The organism is Micromonospora sp. NPDC127501 (assembly GCF_040302185.1).
GTDB lineage: Bacteria > Actinomycetota > Actinomycetes > Mycobacteriales > Micromonosporaceae > Micromonospora.
The window spans coordinates 51,685-68,060 of record NZ_JBEORJ010000018.1 but is presented as its reverse complement, the minus strand read 5'-3'; the positions used below and the strand labels follow the sequence as shown (position 1 = coordinate 68,060).

Here is a 16,376-nt window from a genome sequence, read left to right as displayed (position 1 = left end):
CATGACCCGCTACGTCGCCCTGCTGCGCGGGGTCAACGTCGGCACCACCCGGCTGGCGATGGCCGACCTGCGCCGGATCGTCGCCGACCTCGGGCACGAGGACGTCAGGACGTACCTGCAGAGCGGCAACGTGGCCTTCGGCAGCACCGTGCGCGACGCGGAGAAGCTGGCCGCCGGCATCGCGCGGGCGCTCACCGACGAGCTGGCGCTGACAGTGCCGGTGCTGGTGCGCAGCGGCCGGGAGTTGGCGGCGATCGCCGGCGGCAACCCGTACGCCGACCGGGAGGACGACCCGACGCGACTGCTGGTGGCCTTCCTCGCCACCGCACCGGAGAAGTCCAGTGTGGACGCGCTGGCCGTGCCCGGTGGCGAGAACGTGTCGTTCACGGTGACCGGCCGGGAGGTGTTCCTGCACTACGTCGACGGCGGTTACGGGCGGTCGAAGTTCACGAACGCGTACCTGGAGAAGAAGCTCGGCGTGGTGGCGACCTCCCGCAACTGGAAGTCGGTGCGGGCCCTGGCGGAGATGACCGCCTCCTGACCGGGGTGGGGGCCGCGGCTCGGCGACCCCCACCGGCGCTGCTCAGAAGTGGTACGCGGTCTCGTACTCGGGCACCAGCACCCGGCTGCGCGGCGAGATCCGGCGCACCGCCGCGATCATCTCGTTCAGGCGGGTGCGGTCGGTCGGGGCGACCGGCGGCGGGTTCTGCAACGCCGTCTCGAAGTTGTCGTAGTGCACCGGCACCACGACCTTCGGGTGGTCGAGGCCGGCCAGCAGCCGGGGCAGGTAGTCGCCGGTGGTGGTGGCGTTCTGCATGGCCACCATCGCCACGTCGGGCGCGAGTCCGGTGAGGTTCCGCTCGGCGACGTCGCTGGCCCCGGTGAAGTAGACCGACGGTCCGCCGTCGACCCGCAGCAGGTAGCCCAGCGTGTCGCCCTCCGGCAGGTCGGCGATGGTGGCCGGCTGCGGCGGCGGGCTCACCCGCACCCCGGGAAAGGCCACCGAGTACGACGGGTTGCGGCTGTGCAGTGAGCCGACCACCTCGACGCTGTGGTCGCCGAAGTCCAGCACCTCCCCACCCTTCACGGCGCTGAGCTGCGTCGACGGCAACCCGTAGGCCAACCCCAGGTGGTACGCGGTCAGCGTGCCGAACACCCGTGCGCCGGTGCGCCTGGCGATGTACGGCACGTCCATGAAGTGGTCCCAGTGGGTGTGCGTGACCAGCACCGTCGTGGCCCGGTCGACCCGCGGGTCGATCACGTCGGTGCGCACTGTCAACGCCGTGTCGGTCTTGAACGCCCCGGTGAACAGCCCGGTGTCGATCCGGCTGAGGAACGGGTCGACGAGAACGGTGCGGTCGCCGATGTCGACGCGCCAGCCGGCCGTACCCCACCAGCGGAAGCTGACCGCGCCCTTGCGGCGAGCGGTGGGCGTGGGCGCGGCGGTCGAGGGCGCGGCCTGGGCCGGGGTGGCGACGCCGGCGGCGAGGCCACCGGCGGAGACCAGGGCGGTGGTGGCGGCGGCGTCGCGCAGGAAGCGTCGGCGGTCGAGACTGGGCATGCGGATCTACTCCCCGTGGTCGGGTGATGTGTCGACCACGAGCCAACCAGCGGCACCGGGCAGCAGTCCAAGATCAAGGGCCGTCCGCTTCGATACGCCGACGGATATCGGTCCTGCTCGGCGGGGGCGCGGCGACGCTCGGAGGGTCGCGAAATCAGTCGCCCCGCAGCGCCTCGACGGCCGTCCGGGCGGCCTCCCCCATGGCCAGGTCCACGTCGATGCGGCGCGGGGTCAACTGTTCCGCGCGGGCGAAGACGGCGATCGCGTACCGGCCGCCGTCGGGGTATTCGGCGACCCCGGCCTCCAGGTGGAACCCGGGCAGGGTGCCGGTCTTTCCGGAGACCCGGACGCCGGGCGGGAAACCGGCGGCCAGCCGGGTCCAGAAGATCTGCCGGGCCATCCAGGTGCGGACCATCGCGCAGGCCGCCGCCGGCCCGGCCTCGTCCCGCCAGATCAGCGTGAGCAGCCGGGTGATCTCCCGGGCGGTGCTGGACGTGGTGTGCGCGGGGTCGAAGACCCGCATCGCCCGGACCCGGTCCGCCGGCAGCGTGGGGAAGATCCGGGCGAACTCCGCCTCGGTCCGGGCGCCCACGTCGGCGAGCATCATCTCCACCAGTTCCCGAGGGCCACCGAGGACCCGGGTACGGGTCAGCCCCAGCTCGACGGCGAGCATCGGCAGCAGGTCCGGGCCGACCCGGCGCAGCAGCAGGTCGGCGGCCGTGTTGTCGGTGACCGACATGGCGAAGTACGCGAGGTCGCGCAGCGACACCTCCGCGTCGTCGTCGCAGCCGGCCAGACCCCACCCACCGAGACGATCGGCGGCGGTGACCACGACCCGCTCGGTCGGGTCCAGCTGGCCGGCCTCGACCTGCCGGGCGAACTCCAGCACCAGAAGGATCTTGAAGATCGAGGCGATCACCACCTGCTCGTCGGCCCGCACCCCGACCTCGCGACCGCCGCCGGCCGGGCCGCCGCCCTCGACGGCGCTCAGGTCGACGGCGTCCAGGTCCACGACGTGCAGGCTGGCCGTCACCCCGACGGCGGCGAAGATGGCCCCGATGCGTTCCTCCACGTCCACGCCAGCACGGTATCCAGCGTCGCGGTTGCCGCGCTGGCGTAGGGTCCCGGCGTGGATCTGCTCCGGCACCTGCGGCACTTCGTGGTGGTCGCACACGAACTGCACTTCGGGCGGGCCGCGGAGCTGCTCGGGATGGCCCAGCCGCCGCTGAGCCAGTCGATCCAGCGGCTGGAACGGGAGCTGACGGTCGAGCTGTTCGACAGGTCCCGCCGCCAGGTGCGCCTCACCACCGCCGGTGAACTGCTGCTCGGCGAGGCGGAGGAGCTGCTCGCCGGCGAGGGTCGACTCCGCAGCCTGATGGGGCAGATCCGCGCCGGTGAGCTGGGCGTACTCCGGGCCGGGGTGCCACCGGAGACGCCCGCCGTGACGTTGCGCTCGCTGCTGGACGGGCTCACCACCCGGGCGCCCGGCCTGGACGTGGAGCTGCACGAGCTGACCACGGCCGAGCAGGTGCGGATGCTCACCGAGCGGACCCTGGACGTGGGGCTCGTGCATCACCCCGTGGAGGCGGACGGGCTGCGCTTCGGCGCCCCGGTCGACGTACCCCTGGGGGTGCTGCTGCCGCGCACCTCGCCGCTGGCCCGCGGCCGCGAGGTGACGCTCGCGTCGCTGGCCGGTCTGGATCTGGTGGCCGCTCCCCGCGCCACCGCCCCCGGCTGGCACGACCACCTGCTCGCGGTGTGCCGGCAGCACGGGTGGCACCCGGCACGGGTGCGTCCGGCCCGCAACCCGGAGTTTCTCTGCGGGCTGGTGCTGGCCGGCGGCGGGGTGGCCGTGGAACCGACGGCGGTGGCCCGCCGGGAACCTCGGATGGCCTGGCGGCCCATCACCGACGCGCCACTGGCGAAACGCACCTCGGCGGCCTGGCCGGACCGGTCGGCGCACCCGGCGGCGGCGATGTTCGGCCAGCTCGCCGCGGAGGTGCTGGCCGACGCCGAGCCCAGCGCGCCCGCGCCGCCCGCGACGTCGGTGCCGGCGGCACGGCCGTGGCCGGTGCTGTTCGACACGACCGGGTGAACCGACCGGCCGTTGTATTCGTCACCCCCGGTTGGGCGGTGGATCGTCCACCCACCCGGGTATGGATGACAGGTAACGAAGACGCGAAGGAGCCGCAGTGGCAAACACGATTCCCGACATCAGCCTGAACGACGGCACCACCATTCCGCAGCTCGGCTTCGGGGTGTTCCAGATCGAGCCGAAGGACACCGTCGCGGCGGTGACCACGGCGCTCGAGGCGGGCTACCGGCACATCGACACCGCCGAGATGTACGGCAACGAGGCCGAGGTCGGCGAGGCGGTACGCGTCTCCGGTCTCGACCGGAGCGCTGTCTACGTGACCAGCAAGCTGAGCAACGCCTTCCACCGCCCCGACGACGCCCGCAGGGCGTTCGACTCGACGCTGGCGGCGCTGAAGATGGACTACATCGATCTGTTCCTGATCCACTGGCCGCTGCCGACCCTGTACGACGGCGACTACGTCTCGACCTGGAAGGTGCTGGAGGAGTTCCAGCGCGACGGCCGGGCCCGCTCGGTCGGCGTGTCGAACTTCCAGGTGCCGCACCTGGAGCGGCTGGCCGACGAGGCGAGCGTCGTGCCGGCCGTCAACCAGATCGAGGCGCACCCGTACTTCGGCAACGACGAGGTCCGCGCCTACGGCCGTGCGCACAACATCCTCACCGAGGCGTGGTCGCCGATCGCCCAGGGCAAGGTGCTCGACGACCCGACGGTGGTCGACATCGCCGGGCAGCTCGACCGGACCCCGGCGCAGGTGGTGCTCCGCTGGCACGTGCAGCGCGGCGACATCATCTTCCCGAAGTCGACCACCCCGAAGCGGATCGAGGAGAACACCCGGATCTTCGACTTCGAGTTGGACGACGCGGCGATGGAGCGGATCACCTCGCTGGACAAGGGCGAAGCCGGCCGGCAGGGCGCGAACCCGGACACCTTCGCCTACCTGCCCAACTGACCTGCCGCTGGGGCGGGCGCCCATTGCGGTGGTGCCCGCCCCTCCCCGACCCCCCGGTCAGATCCGGCCCACGGAGTCCTGGTTCTGCAACACCAACCACCGGCCGTGCTGGTAGGTGTAGCTCACACCGATCAGCAACGGCACCCTGGTGCCGGTGGCCGGCACCGCGTAGACGGAGTCGAACAGCACGAAGCCCGTCCGGCAGCCCACCACTGTCTGCTTCGCCACGCTGAAGGACTGGGTCCACGAGTCGTCGGCGAAGAACCCGCGCAGCCAGTCCACTGTGGCCCTTTTGCCGTCGAGCACCTCCCCGTCGGAGGCGAAGACGGAGGTGACCTCGGGGTGCAGCAGCGCGGCGAAGCCGTCCAGGTCGCGCCGGGCGGTGGTCTCCACGTACGCCCGGACGGCGCGGTCGAAGGCGCGCTCGCAGCCGCGGGCCGCCGCGTCCCCGGTTGTGGTGTCGCCCGGTCCGGGGGTGGCGGCCGACACCGCGGCCGGAGCGGCGGCGAGCAGGCCGGTGGTGAGCCCGAGCAGGGCGATCGTGCGGCCGAGCCGGCCGGCGGGACGGGCGGAGGCGGGTGGACGCATCGGGTTCTCCTCAGGACGAGTGCTTGTGCCGTCGCAGCCAACCCGACCCGTCACGCCGCCGGGTACTGATTCGAACCAGTTCGAATGCCGACACCACATCGATGCCCCCGCTTGTACGATCCGCCGTGTGATGGTCGCTCACCTGGACGGTTCGAGCCTCGCGCGGCTCCGGTTGGCGATCTCGCCGGCCTCGGAGGTGACGTCCTGGCTGCGGGCAGCGCTCTCGCGCTTCGGGCACCCGGTGCACGGCGACCCCGGTCCGGCCGCCCGCGCCGCGCTGCGGCACCCCGACGTGGCCCTGGTCGCGGAGCTGGTGACGCCGCCCGGCCGGCTCGGCTACACCCCGGATCTGCTCACGCCGAAGCCGCCGCTGGGTCCGCTCGACGCGGCCTTCGAGCAGCAGTTGGCGGCCACGGCCGCGACCCCCGCCGACGAGGTGGCGGCGCAGGTGAACGAGCGGTTTCCGGCGGGCGGGATCCCGGCGCGGGTCCGCACGGCGGTCGAGGACGGCACCCTGGCCCGACGGGTCACCAACGGGCTGCGCCACTTCTGGCGGGCCGCGCTCGCCGAGCAGTGGCCAACTGTGCGGACCACGCTGGAGGCCGAGCTGGCCCTGCGAGCCACCACGATGGCCACCGCCGGAGTGGGCAGCATGCTGAACACCCTGCACCCGAAGGTCGGCTGGACCGGCAGGTCACTGACCATCGACAGCTCGTACCGGATCACCACCGCGCTGACCGGCGCGGAGCTGGTGCTCGCGCCGTCGGCGCTGGCCTGGCCTCAGCTCTCCACCCAGCTGTGCGACGAGGGCAACGCCGTGCTGGTCTACCCGGTCGGCGCCGGGCCGACGGTCCAGCGCCGGGCGGACCGGCTCGGTGACCTGGTCGGTGCGAGCCGGGCGGCGATCCTGGCGGACCTGGACGTTCCCCGATCCACCGGGCAGCTCAGCGAACGGCACCGATTGGCCCCGGCCACCGTCTCCTACCACCTGGGGGTGCTGCTGCGCTCCGGCCTGGTGGTGCGCACCCGGGAGCGCCACAGCGTGCTCTACCGGCGCTCCGACCACGGGGACGGGCTGGTCGGCTGCCGGGCAGGTCAGGGCGCGACGCGCCCGGCGAGCCGGCGGAAGCCCTGGTGACGGTGGACGCTTGACCTGGAGCGCGCTCCAGCCGGCAGTGTGACTCGTGCGCCCACCGGTAGGGCGCACGAGAGGAGATCCCCATGCGGTACCGCACGATCGGCGCCGACCCGGCGACCCGGCGCGAGGTCAGCGTGCTCAGCCTCGGCGCGATGCTCTTCGGCAGCGCCACCGACGAGGCCACCTCATACGCGATCCTGGACCGGTACGTCGAGGCCGGCGGCACGTTCATCGACACGTCGGACAACTACGCGTTCTGGGTGGACGGCGGCCAGGGCGGGCAGAGCGAGGAGTTGCTCGGCCGGTGGCGGCGCAGCCGGGGCGTCGGCACCGAGATCGTCATCGCCACCAAGCTGGGTGCCCGACCGCTGGCCCCGGGGTCCAGCTACCTGGACAACGCCGAGGGCCTCTCGGCCAAGGTGATCCGCGAGTCCGCGGAGCGCAGCCGGGAACGGCTCGGGGTGGAGCGGCTGGACCTGCTCTACGCGCACATCGAGGACCGGGCCGTGCCACTCCAGGAGACCGTCGAGGGCTTCGCCGACCTGGTCGCCGAGGGCACTGTGGGTCTGCTGGGCGCCAGCAACCACCGGGCCTGGCGGGTGGAGCGGGCCCGCGCGTTGGCCGCCGCCGCCGGACTGCCGGGGTACGAGGTGCTCCAGTACCACCGCAGTTACCTGCCGAACCGCACCGACCTGATGAGCGAACTGGACCCGGACGGCGAGCCGGGCGGCGTCAGCGGTGACCTGCTCAGCTATCTGCGTGCCGAGCCCGAGCTGACCCTGGTGGCGTACTCGCCGCTGCTCAAGGGGGCGTTCACCCGGGCGGACAAGCCGCTCAGCTCGGCGTACGACCTGCCGAGCGCGCCCCGGCGACTGGCCGCGCTGCGGGAGGTGGCCGGGCAGAGCGGCGCGACGGTCAACCAGGTGGTGCTCGCCTGGTTGCTGGGCGGCGAGCTGCCGTCCATCCCACTGGTGGGCGCCTCGTCGGTGGCGCAACTGGAGGAGAGCCTGGCAGCGGTCGACCTGGAGCTGACCGCCGAGCAACGGCACCGCCTCGACACCACCTGGTGACCTGTCACCGACCGCCCCGCCGACCTCAACCTGCGGTCGGTGGGGCGGTCAGGTCGAGCTGCCAGTCGTTGGCCCGCATCATCCGCCCCGGCGGGTATTCGAAACCGGTCTCGCCGAGCAGCGTGAAACCGGCCTTGCGGCACACCGCGTTCGAGGCGGGATTGTCGACCGAGGGGTAGGCGTGGGCATAACGCCGATCTCGTCGGGCGCGGGCCACGTCCACCACCGCGCGCACCGCCGCCGTGGCCAGCCCCTGCCCCCGGTACGCGGGCAGCACCGCCCAGCCCAGCTCGTACACCGGCTGCTCGCGCCACTCGCGGGCCCAGTAGCCGACGCTGCCCGCCCGTGTCCCGTCCGGCAGCACCAGCGTGAACATGCAGCCCTGCTCGGTGCCGGAGAAGTGCACGTACCGGTCGTGCCGGGCGAGCACCTGCTCGTCGGTCTCCGGGCCGCCGGTGTGCTTGCGGGTGTCCGGTGAGTTGAGCTGCCGCAGCAGGTCGAGGTCGTCCTCGTGCCACGGCTCGATGCGCACCTGTGCCATTCCGCCCCCGTTCGTCGACCCCCAGTCAAGCCGATCCCACCGACATTTCGCCCCGACACGCGCCCGCTAGATCGGATCTAGCGGGCGCGTGTCGTCACCTCGCGCCTTCAGTGTGGAAGGGGGTGGCCATGACACAGTTGCGAATCGCTGTGATCGTCGGCAGCACGCGGGAGGGACGGGTCGGCGACCGGCTGGCCCACTGGTTCGTCGAGCAGGCCGCGCGGCACGACGACCTGGCGGTGACGGTCGTTGACCTGACCGAGTACGACTTCCCGGCCACCTACCCCGCCGAGCCGACGGCGTCCATCCGGGCGTTCGTCCGCGAGGTGGGCCGGGCGGACGCGTTCGTCGTGGTCACCCCCGAGTACAACCACAGCTTTCCGGCACCCTTGAAACAAGCCATCGACTACGCGTACGACGAGTGGCAGGCCAAACCGGTCGGCTTCGTGTCGTACGGCTGTCGCTCCACCGGCCTGCACGCGGTCGACCAGCTCCGTACGGTCTTCACCGCACTGCACGCGATGACGGTGCGCGACGTCGTCGGGATCGACCTTCTCGCCGGCGAGCCGACCGCCCGGTGCACCGACGAGCTGCGCCGCGACGTCGGCGTCCTGCTCGACCAGCTGCGCTGGTGGGGCCTGGCACTGCGCGACGGCCGGGCGGCTCGACCCTACGTCTCCTGAACACGTCCAACACGAAAGGTAAGGATCATGAGTAGACGCACCACCGGCCTGGCCATCGAGGCCGAGGGGCTCACCCGCTCGTTCGGGGACACCCGGGCGCTGGCCGGCATCGACCTCCAGGTGCCCGCCGGCACCGTCTACGGTCTGCTCGGCCCCAACGGCGCGGGCAAGACCACAGCGGTCCGGGTGCTCGCCACGTTGCTGCGACCCGACGGCGGCTCGGCCCGGGTCTTCGGGCACGACGTGGTCACCGAGGCCGACAAGGTCCGTTCCCGGGTCAGCCTCACCGGCCAGTACGCCTCCGTCGACGAGGACCTGACCGGTACGGAGAACCTGGTGCTCCTCGCCCGTCTGCTCGGCCTACGCAAGCCGGCCGCTCGGGAGCGCGCCGCGGCCCTGCTGGCCGCGTTCGGTCTGACCGACGCGAGTGACCGCCAGGTGAAGAAGTACTCGGGTGGGATGCGGCGACGCATCGACATCGCCGCCAGCATCCTGAACACCCCGGATCTGCTCTTCCTCGACGAGCCGACGACCGGCCTCGACCCGCGCAGCCGCAACCAGGTGTGGGAGATCGTCCGGGCGGTGGTGTCGCACGGCACGACGGTGCTGCTGACCACCCAGTACCTCGACGAGGCCGACCAGCTCGCCGGGCGGATCGCGGTCGTCGACCACGGCCGGGTGATCGCGGAGGGCACCCCGGGCGAGTTGAAGTCGTCGATCGGCTCCGGCACCGTCCACCTGCGGCTGCGCGACCCCGCTCAGCGCCCCGAGGCGGAGCGGGTGCTCCGGGAGGCGCTCGACGTGCCGGTGCAGCTCGCCGCCGATCCGGTGGCGTTGACCGCCCGCGTCGGCGAGGCCGGCACCGACCTCGACGCCAGCGCCCAGGCCGCTCGCGTGCTCAGCGACCTGGCCCGCGCCGGCATCGTGGTCGACAACTTCTCCCTCGGCCAGCCGAGCCTGGACGAGGTCTTCCTGGCCCTGACCGACCACCCCGCCGTGCCGACCGACGAGCGCGACGACGAGCTGGAGGCAGCCCGATGAGCGACACCTCGACCACCACGACCGAACGGGCGCCGACCGTCTACGTTCCGTCCGCCGAGGCGCTGGCTACCGTACTCGCGCCCGGTGCCCGACCGCCCCGGCCGAGCGCGCTGGGCGCGTCGCTCACCTTCGGCTGGCGGGCCATGCTGAAGATCAAGCACGTGCCGGAGCAGCTCTTCGACGTGACCGCGTTTCCGATCATCATGGTGCTGATGTTCACGTACCTGTTCGGTGGCGCCCTCGCCGGCAGCCCGCGCGAATACCTGCAGTTCTTCCTGCCCGGCATCATGGTGACCAGCGTCGTCATGATCACCATGTACACCGGCATCGGCCTCAACACCGACATCGAGAAGGGCATCTTCGACCGGTTCCGGACGCTGCCCGTCTGGCGCCCGGCCGCCCTGGTCGGCATGATCTTCGGCGACGTGCTGCGCTACATCCTCGCCGCCGTGGTGATCCTGGGTCTCGGGCTGGTGCTCGGGTTCCGCCCCGAAGGCGGTGTGGTCGGGGTCGCCACCGGAATCGGGCTGCTGGTCATCTTCTCGTTCGCGTTCTCCTGGGTGTGGACGTTCTTCGGGCTGATCCTGCGCAGCGAAAAGTCGGTGATGGGGGTCAGCATGATGGTGCTGTTCCCGTTGACGTTCCTCAGCAACGTCTTCGTCGAGCCGAGCACCATGCCCGGCTGGCTCCAGGCGTTCGTGAAGGTCAACCCGGTGACGCAGTTAGTGGCCGCGATCCGCGGAGCGATGAGCGGCGACTCGGACCCGTCGGCAACGATGTGGCTGCTGCTGTGGAGCGCCGGCTTCGTCCTGGTCTTCGGCACCCTGACCATGTACAGGTACAACCGCCGCTGACAGTGACTCATGCGACGGGCGCCGCCACGGTTGTGGCGGCGCCCGTCGACTGTCGTCTGGATGCCCGGGTGAACGCTGGCGGTCAGACGACCGCCGGCACCTCGGCTCGGATGGTGCCCCGCAGGCGGGTGGCGTCCTGACTGGGAGGCGCGCCGAACTGGCGACGATATTCGCGGCTGAACTGCGACGGGCTCTCGTAGCCAACCCGGATGCCCACCCCGGTGACGTCGTTGGGGTGCGTGGCGAGCAGGAGCCGCGCCTCCTGCAATCGGATCTGCTTCTGGAACTGGATCGGACTCATCGCGGTCACCGCCTGGAAGTTGCGATAGAACGCCGACACGCTCATTCCGGTCAGCCGCGCCAGCTCCTCCACCCGGAACGGCTGCGCAAAGTGGTCGCGGATCCACCGGACCGCCCGGGCGATGTGACTGAGGCTGCTGTCGGCCAGACCGAGCTGCCGGACGGCCGCACCCTGCTCCCCGGTGAGCAGCCGCCACAGGATCTCCCGCTTGATCAGGGGCGCGAGCACCGTGGCGTCCCGGGGCCGATCCAGCAGCCGGAGCAGGCGGATCACCGCGTCGCCGAGTTCGTCGGGAGCGTCGCTGACCAGCAGCCCCGACGGCGTCGGCCCGGTCAGGGGCGGGAGGTCGCCCGGCGCCACCTCCAGCAGCAACTCCGCGACCATGGCCGGATGTAGCACCAGCCCGAAACCCAGAGCCGGCGCGTCGGCACTCGCCTGGGTGAAACGGCCGGTGACCGGCAGGTCGACCGACGCGACAAGGTACTGGCCGGCCCGGTACTCGTACACGCGGTCGCCCAGCGCCATCTGTTTGGCGCCTTGAGCGATGAGTGCCAGCACGGTGCCCGACATCGACGTGGTGGGTGTCGTCTGCTGCTCGACCTTGGAGATCAACACCCCCTCGATGGCGGTGCTCATGTCCGGTCGGGCATGCCTGGCCAGCAGCACCCGCAGCTCATCGAGGTTCACGACGCGATTATGCCACAGAACCGATCCTCGCCAGAGTGAGAGAATCAAGCAAGGCCTGGAGAGCATTCTTCTAACGTTTTTGCTGGTCAATGGGCTTCCATAGGAGTGTCAGTTTCCCGAGGAGCGCATCGCAGCTCAACGAATAGGAGTCTCACCGATGTCCGTCCACCACGGGTTCCAGGCCACCATGACCGCTCAGCCGGGCAAGGCGGACGAGCTGATCCAGTTGTTGCTCGACGCACCGTCCCTGCCGCACGACGACTGCGTGGTCTTCCTCGTGTCCCGCTCGGCGTCCGACCACGACGTCGTCCACGTCATCGAAGGCTGGACCAGCGCCGAGGCGCACAGCGCGTTCTTCGCGAGCAAGCAGGCACAGGCCCTGGTCGCGAAGCTTCAGCCGCTGCTGGCCGGCGACTCGACGTACACCGACGCGGTGCCGGTGGGCGGCAAGGCGACCTTCTGAACCGGCGACCGCACCGATCACCCCTACCTGTGTCAGCGAAAGGATCCTGATGAACTTCCCCCGACCGGGCATCGACCCCGAGTTGCTCGTGCCCCTGGTTGAACTGCCGTCGATGCCGCCCCTCGGCCCCGAGGTGATCGAGCAGCTGCGCCGATTTCCCCAACCGTCGATCGAAAGTCATCTGCAAGGCCGTGCGGTCGAGCGGCGCGAGGTCACCGTTCCCGCCACTGACGGAACGCCGATCCCGCTGTCCATCCTCAGCCCCACCGATCGTGCCGCCGGCGCACCCTGCGTCTACTGGATCCACGGCGGCGGGATGATGTGGGGCGACCGTTACTCGAACATCGATGTCCCGCTGGAATGGCTCGACCGGTTCGGCGCCGTCGTGGTCACGGTGGACTATCGGCTGGCCCCGGAGGTAACCGGTACGACCCTGGTTGACGACTGTTACCAGGGCCTGCTCTGGGTCGCCGAGAACGCCGCGGACCTGGGCATCGACCCAGCCCGCATCGTCGTAGCCGGTGCCAGCGCCGGAGGTGGCCTGGCGGCAGGAGTCACGCTGATGGCTCGCGACCGCAACACCCCGACCATCGCCGCCCAGTTGCTGTCGTGCCCCATGCTCGACCACCGCAACGACACCACCTCCAGCCGTCAGTACAGCGGGCTGGACGGCGTGTGGACCCGGGAGATGAACGAGTTCGGGTGGGGTAGCGTCCTCGGCGAGCACACCGACCGGAACGTCAGCGCCTACGTCTCACCCGCGCTGGCGGACGACCTGTCGGGTCTGCCGACCACATACATCGACGCTGGGTCCGCCGAGGTCTTTCGCGACGAGGATGTCAGCTACGCGAGCCGGATCTGGGCCGCCGGTGGTCAGGCCGAGTTGCACCTGTGGGCCGGCGGCTTCCACGGGTTTTCGGCGCTGTTCCCCGAGGTGCGCGTGTCGGCCGCGGCACGACGCGCCCAGACCGACTGGCTCGCCCGGGTTCTGGACCCCAGCCCCGGTCTCAAGGACTGAGCCGGGGCCGTGGCCGGCGCCGACCAGCCGGCGCGCCGGCCACGGGGCTCAGAGCCGCCAGCGCAGCGGCTCCGGCGGCAGATAGCGGCAGGTGGTGCCGGTGGAGACGGCGTCACGCAGGTGGCTCGCCAGCGCCGGGTGCCGGTCGTCGAGCTTGCGTAGCACGTCGCGGATTCGCGCGGTCACCGTCTTGCGAGCCCGTTCGGCCTCGTCGCCCAGGCGGCGGCTCCGGCCGGCGAGGCCCGCCGCAGCACGCAGCTCGTCGAGCAATGCACCCCGTTCGGCGTCCAGCGTGGACACTCTCCGGTCGTCGTCGCGGGCGGCGGCCCGGTCGATCTCCTCGTCGAGGCGGGCCAGGTGCCGCCGGTAGCGGGCCTTCGCCTCGTCGTCGAGGACCGGGTCGGCGCCCATCCGGCGGGCGGCGACCAGCTCCGGCCCGGCAGCCGGGTCGAGCAACTCGACGGCCGGTACGTCGCTGCCCGGACGGCTGAGCAGCAGGTGCAGGTCGTGCAGGCCCTTGGCGTCGGGCAGGTGCACCACGACACCGTCGTACGCGAGCTGCCAGACCGGCCCGTCGCGCCGAAACTCGTACCCCTCGATCACAGCCGCGACCGGCGCGGCCTGGCCGGGCGCGACGACCTGACCCGACCCGACGGCCCGGCCCGAATCAGCAACCTGGCCCGATGCGACGGCCCGGCCCGACCCAGCAGCCTGGACCGACACGACGGCCTGGTCCGGGCGGTCGGCGTCGGGGGCTGCCGGGGCGGCGAGCCGGTGGAGCACCTGCGTCATGCCGAGGGCGGTCGCCTCCTGGACGGCGGCGGCGCGCAGCGCGGTCGACGTCGCGGTGTCGCCCGGGTGGCCTCGGCCGGCGAGGGCGTTCGCGAGGCCGGTGCGGGCGAGCAGCGACCAGGGTCGGGAGCCCAGCCGGTCGGCGGAGTCCCGAGCGGCGGTGAAGCCGGCGATGGCGTCGTCCCAGCGTTCCTGAGCGGCGTCGACCAGCGCCAGCCAGTGGTCGACAGGGCCGCTGATATCGCAGCCGAAGAGCCCTACCGTCCACTCTCCACGGTGCGGGGCCAGCGCGGCCCGCGCGGCGTCGCAGCGCTGCGGTTCGGCGGACGCGGCGGCGGCCTGCGCGCGTAGCCGTAGCCAGAGCGGTGACACCGGGCGCGGGTACCGGATGCCGGCGGCCTCGATGCCGGCGGTCAGCCGGACCGCCGTCTCACCATCGCCCCGCTCGGCCGCGGTGATCGCCCGCAGCAGCTCCCGGTAGGGGTAGTCGACCGGGGCCAGCCCGTCCACCAGCGCGGCGGCCTCGGCGACCCGGCCCTGAAGCAGCAGTCGGGACCAGCGCAGGTGGTGGCCCATGAACCCGAACTCGATGTGGCCCGGGTCGGTCTGATCGGTGAGGACGGCGAACCGCTCGTCGGCCGTGGCGAAGTCGCCCCGGAACGCCGCGATGATCCCGCTGTCGACGGCCGCGGCCATCCGGTGCCGGGCGAAGTCGCCCTGCCGTTCGGCGTCGACGAAGGTGGTCAGTTCCTCGGCGAAGCGAGGGTCGCCCAGCTCCAGCAGCGCCACCCAGCGCAGCGAGGTGGCCCACAGCTCGGTCTCCCGGTCGCCCGTCCGACGGGCCACGTCCCGGATCTCGGCGGTGAGCGCGGCTCGGGTCGCGGCGGTGCCGAGCCCCCAGGTCGTGTCGTGACGGGCCCAGAGGCTGAAGGTGAGCGCCTCGTCGTCCTGCCCTCGACGGGCGATCGTCTCGCTGGCGGTGATCAGGTCGGCGACCAGGACGCCGACCGTCGCGGTGGCGTCCGGTTCGCCGATCAACCGGCGGTACGCCTCGCGCACCAACTCCGCCGCCTCGATCGACTGGGCGGTGTCGACCTGGCGGGAGCGGTTCACGGTGAGCGCGACCCGGGCCAGCAGCACCGGGTCGTCGAGTGAACGGGCCAGCCTGGCGGCCTCGGCCAGCAGTCGCGTGACCTCTTCCCGGCCGGCGTGGTGATAGTGCGACTCGGCGAACTCGACGAGGATCCGCACTCGTTGTGCCGGGTCTTCGACGACTTCGAGGGCTCGGCGGAAGTGCACCGCCGCCTCGTCGCCGGCCAGCCGGGCGAACGCGTCCCGCCCGGCGGCGACCAGCAGCGTGGCCACCCGGGCCCGATCGAGCGCGGGGCCGGCCAGGTAGGCGTGGCGGGCGAGGTCGGCCGGGATCAGCCGGTCGGTGAGCTCCCGCAGGTCGTCGACCGCCCGGACGACCGCGCCGTGGCGGGCCCGCCGGTCGTCGTCGGTCAGCCCGTCGTAGAGGGTTTCGCGGACCAGGTCGTGGGCGAAGGCGAAGCGGCCACCGCCCCGGGCGACCACCAGTCGGGCGGTCACCGCCCGGTCGAGCAGCCGGTCGACCTGCGCCGCCGGTGCGGGCGCGCAGGCCGCGAGAACCTGACGGTGGAACTCACGACCCAGTACGGCGGCGACGGTCAACGCCTCCACCACGGCGGCGGGCAGTTGGGCCAGGCGGCGGCGCACCGCCTCCCGTACGCCGGGTGCGATCGTGCCGACAGCGTCGTCGGCGTGCCACAGCCGCGCGGTCTGCTCGACGAAGAACGGGTTGCCGCCGGTGCGCCGGTGCACCTCGTCGACCAGGCTGGCCTCGGGCTCCCGGCCGGCGGTCCGGGTCATCAGTGCGGCCACCTCGTCGCGGGTGAAACCGGTGAGGGTGATCGTGGTGGCCTTCGCGACCAGCGGCATCAGCAGCGGGCGCAGCGGATGCTCGCCCGACTCGACCTCGGCGTCGCGGTAGGTGCCGATCAGCAGGAGCCGCTCGAACCAGGTGTGCTGGGCGGCGAAGCTCAACAACCGCAGCGAGGCCGGGTCGGCCCAGTGCAGGTCGTCGAGGACGACCACGACCGGCCGGTGCTGGGAGACGGCGACCAGGGCGGCGGTCACCGCGTCGTACAGCGCGAACGCCTCCTGGTCGGCGGCGTCCGGGCCGGGGTCGACGCCGGCCCAACTGACGAGGCGACCGGCCTGCTCGCCGCCGGCGCCGGACTGGCCGAGCAGGGCCGCGAGAGCGGGCTCGGCGGACTGCCGCGCCACGGCCCAGTCGTCGGCGGAGCGCCGCAGGGCACGCAGCACCTGCACCCACGGCCAGTAGCCGGGGGCGCTGTCGGAATCCCAGCAGGCGGCGCCGAGCACCAGCGCGCCCCGCTGGCGGGCCTCGCGGGCGGCCGACGTGACGAGGGTCGTCTTGCCGATGCCCGGCTCGCCGGTGACCAGGGCGAGACCGCCGTGGCTGGTGGTGGCGCGGTCCAACTCGGCGCGCAGCAGACCCGCGGGGTGATCCCGCCCGATGATGGCGTCGCCGCGCCGCGCGTCCATGGTTCC

16 protein-coding genes are annotated in these 16,376 nt (G+C 72.1%); 10 read left to right on the top strand and 6 right to left on the bottom strand.

All coding sequences use genetic code 11. The annotated features are described in order from the left end of the window. Position 1 precedes the first annotated feature (1 nt). Positions 2–541: a DUF1697 domain-containing protein gene (locus ABTW72_RS30260; protein ID WP_350864689.1), complete on the top strand. Its 540-nt coding sequence runs from the start codon at positions 2–4 to the stop codon at positions 539–541. A 42-nt stretch (positions 542–583) separates the two neighbouring features. Here the strand turns inward: ABTW72_RS30260 and ABTW72_RS30255 are convergent, their stop codons facing one another. Continuing rightward, positions 584–1,561: an MBL fold metallo-hydrolase gene (locus ABTW72_RS30255; protein ID WP_350864686.1), complete on the bottom strand. Its 978-nt coding sequence runs from the start codon at positions 1,559–1,561 to the stop codon at positions 584–586. Positions 1,562–1,715: 154 nt separating this feature from the next. Further along, the gene (locus ABTW72_RS30250; RefSeq protein ID WP_350864683.1) at positions 1,716–2,639 is read right to left on the bottom strand and encodes a serine hydrolase; all 924 of its coding nucleotides are present in this window, start codon (positions 2,637–2,639) and stop codon (positions 1,716–1,718) included. Between the two features lie 51 nt (positions 2,640–2,690). Between ABTW72_RS30250 and ABTW72_RS30245 the strand changes: the two genes are divergently transcribed. Both ABTW72_RS30245 and ABTW72_RS30240 read left to right on the top strand, forming a co-directional pair. Further along, a complete protein-coding gene (locus ABTW72_RS30245) occupies positions 2,691–3,656 on the top strand; it encodes a LysR family transcriptional regulator (RefSeq protein ID WP_350864680.1) in 966 nt (321 codons plus the stop codon). 97 nt (positions 3,657–3,753) lie between these two features. Continuing rightward, positions 3,754–4,605: an aldo/keto reductase gene (locus tag ABTW72_RS30240; protein WP_350864677.1), complete on the top strand. Its 852-nt coding sequence runs from the start codon at positions 3,754–3,756 to the stop codon at positions 4,603–4,605. 57 nt (positions 4,606–4,662) lie between these two features. Here the strand turns inward: ABTW72_RS30240 and ABTW72_RS30235 are convergent, their stop codons facing one another. After that, the gene (locus ABTW72_RS30235; RefSeq protein WP_350864674.1) at positions 4,663–5,193 is read right to left on the bottom strand and encodes a nuclear transport factor 2 family protein; all 531 of its coding nucleotides are present in this window, start codon (positions 5,191–5,193) and stop codon (positions 4,663–4,665) included. A 130-nt stretch (positions 5,194–5,323) separates the two neighbouring features. Here ABTW72_RS30235 and ABTW72_RS30230 point away from each other — a divergent pair, with 130 nt between their 5' ends. Together ABTW72_RS30230 and ABTW72_RS30225 are read left to right on the top strand one after the other, a co-directional pair. Beyond that, the gene (locus tag ABTW72_RS30230) at positions 5,324–6,331 is read left to right on the top strand and encodes an ArsR/SmtB family transcription factor (RefSeq protein ID WP_350864771.1); all 1,008 of its coding nucleotides are present in this window, start codon (positions 5,324–5,326) and stop codon (positions 6,329–6,331) included. An 83-nt stretch (positions 6,332–6,414) separates the two neighbouring features. Then, positions 6,415–7,401 carry an aldo/keto reductase gene (locus ABTW72_RS30225; RefSeq protein ID WP_350864671.1) on the top strand — a complete coding sequence of 329 codons (987 nt, stop codon included), beginning with the start codon at positions 6,415–6,417 and terminating at the stop codon, positions 7,399–7,401. Positions 7,402–7,426: 25 nt separating this feature from the next. Here ABTW72_RS30225 and ABTW72_RS30220 read toward each other — a convergent pair whose 3' ends face one another. Continuing rightward, positions 7,427–7,942, bottom strand: coding sequence for a GNAT family N-acetyltransferase (locus tag ABTW72_RS30220; protein WP_350864669.1), 516 nt, complete (start codon positions 7,940–7,942; stop codon positions 7,427–7,429). Positions 7,943–8,070: 128 nt separating this feature from the next. Between ABTW72_RS30220 and ABTW72_RS30215 the strand changes: the two genes are divergently transcribed. From ABTW72_RS30215 to ABTW72_RS30205, 3 genes are read left to right on the top strand one after another with little or no spacing between them, the layout of a single operon-like run. After that, positions 8,071–8,625, top strand: a complete 555-nt coding sequence (locus tag ABTW72_RS30215) for an NADPH-dependent FMN reductase (RefSeq protein ID WP_350864666.1) — start codon at positions 8,071–8,073, stop codon at positions 8,623–8,625. A gap of 27 nt (positions 8,626–8,652) precedes the next feature. Beyond that, entirely contained in the window at positions 8,653–9,666 is a 1,014-nt protein-coding gene (locus tag ABTW72_RS30210; RefSeq protein WP_350864664.1) for an ATP-binding cassette domain-containing protein, read from the top strand. Then, positions 9,663–10,520, top strand: a complete 858-nt coding sequence (locus ABTW72_RS30205; protein WP_350864661.1) for an ABC transporter permease — start codon at positions 9,663–9,665, stop codon at positions 10,518–10,520. The genes ABTW72_RS30210 and ABTW72_RS30205 overlap by 4 nt, the downstream gene beginning before the upstream one ends. 82 nt (positions 10,521–10,602) lie before the next feature. Here the strand turns inward: ABTW72_RS30205 and ABTW72_RS30200 are convergent, their stop codons facing one another. Next, on the bottom strand, positions 10,603–11,508 hold the full coding sequence (locus ABTW72_RS30200) for an AraC family transcriptional regulator (RefSeq protein ID WP_350864658.1): 906 nt from the start codon (positions 11,506–11,508) through the stop codon (positions 10,603–10,605). 157 nt (positions 11,509–11,665) lie between these two features. Here ABTW72_RS30200 and ABTW72_RS30195 point away from each other — a divergent pair, with 157 nt between their 5' ends. Further along, complete coding sequence (locus ABTW72_RS30195) at positions 11,666–11,971, top strand: putative quinol monooxygenase (RefSeq protein WP_350864655.1); 306 nt, start codon at positions 11,666–11,668, stop codon at positions 11,969–11,971. A gap of 49 nt (positions 11,972–12,020) precedes the next feature. Then, a complete protein-coding gene (locus ABTW72_RS30190; protein ID WP_350864652.1) occupies positions 12,021–12,989 on the top strand; it encodes an alpha/beta hydrolase in 969 nt (322 codons plus the stop codon). 48 nt (positions 12,990–13,037) lie between these two features. On the opposite strand, the gene ABTW72_RS30185 is transcribed toward ABTW72_RS30190, so the two are convergent. Next, the gene (locus ABTW72_RS30185; protein ID WP_350864649.1) at positions 13,038–16,370 is read right to left on the bottom strand and encodes an ATP-binding protein; all 3,333 of its coding nucleotides are present in this window, start codon (positions 16,368–16,370) and stop codon (positions 13,038–13,040) included. Positions 16,371–16,376: the final 6 nt, after the last annotated feature.

Coding starts and splice junctions, on each gene's coding strand:
- ABTW72_RS30255 (WP_350864686.1), bottom strand. CDS start 1,561: ATGCCCAGTCTCGACCGCCGACGCTTCCTGCGCGACGCCGCCGCCACC.
- ABTW72_RS30230 (WP_350864771.1), top strand. CDS start 5,324: ATGGTCGCTCACCTGGACGGTTCGAGCCTCGCGCGGCTCCGGTTGGCG.
- ABTW72_RS30210 (WP_350864664.1), top strand. CDS start 8,653: ATGAGTAGACGCACCACCGGCCTGGCCATCGAGGCCGAGGGGCTCACC.
- ABTW72_RS30205 (WP_350864661.1), top strand. CDS start 9,663: ATGAGCGACACCTCGACCACCACGACCGAACGGGCGCCGACCGTCTAC.
- ABTW72_RS30190 (WP_350864652.1), top strand. CDS start 12,021: ATGAACTTCCCCCGACCGGGCATCGACCCCGAGTTGCTCGTGCCCCTG.
- ABTW72_RS30220 (WP_350864669.1), bottom strand. CDS start 7,942: ATGGCACAGGTGCGCATCGAGCCGTGGCACGAGGACGACCTCGACCTG.
- ABTW72_RS30195 (WP_350864655.1), top strand. CDS start 11,666: ATGTCCGTCCACCACGGGTTCCAGGCCACCATGACCGCTCAGCCGGGC.
- ABTW72_RS30235 (WP_350864674.1), bottom strand. CDS start 5,193: ATGCGTCCACCCGCCTCCGCCCGTCCCGCCGGCCGGCTCGGCCGCACG.
- ABTW72_RS30260 (WP_350864689.1), top strand. CDS start 2: ATGACCCGCTACGTCGCCCTGCTGCGCGGGGTCAACGTCGGCACCACC.
- ABTW72_RS30215 (WP_350864666.1), top strand. CDS start 8,071: ATGACACAGTTGCGAATCGCTGTGATCGTCGGCAGCACGCGGGAGGGA.
- ABTW72_RS30185 (WP_350864649.1), bottom strand. CDS start 16,370: ATGGACGCGCGGCGCGGCGACGCCATCATCGGGCGGGATCACCCCGCG.
- ABTW72_RS30225 (WP_350864671.1), top strand. CDS start 6,415: ATGCGGTACCGCACGATCGGCGCCGACCCGGCGACCCGGCGCGAGGTC.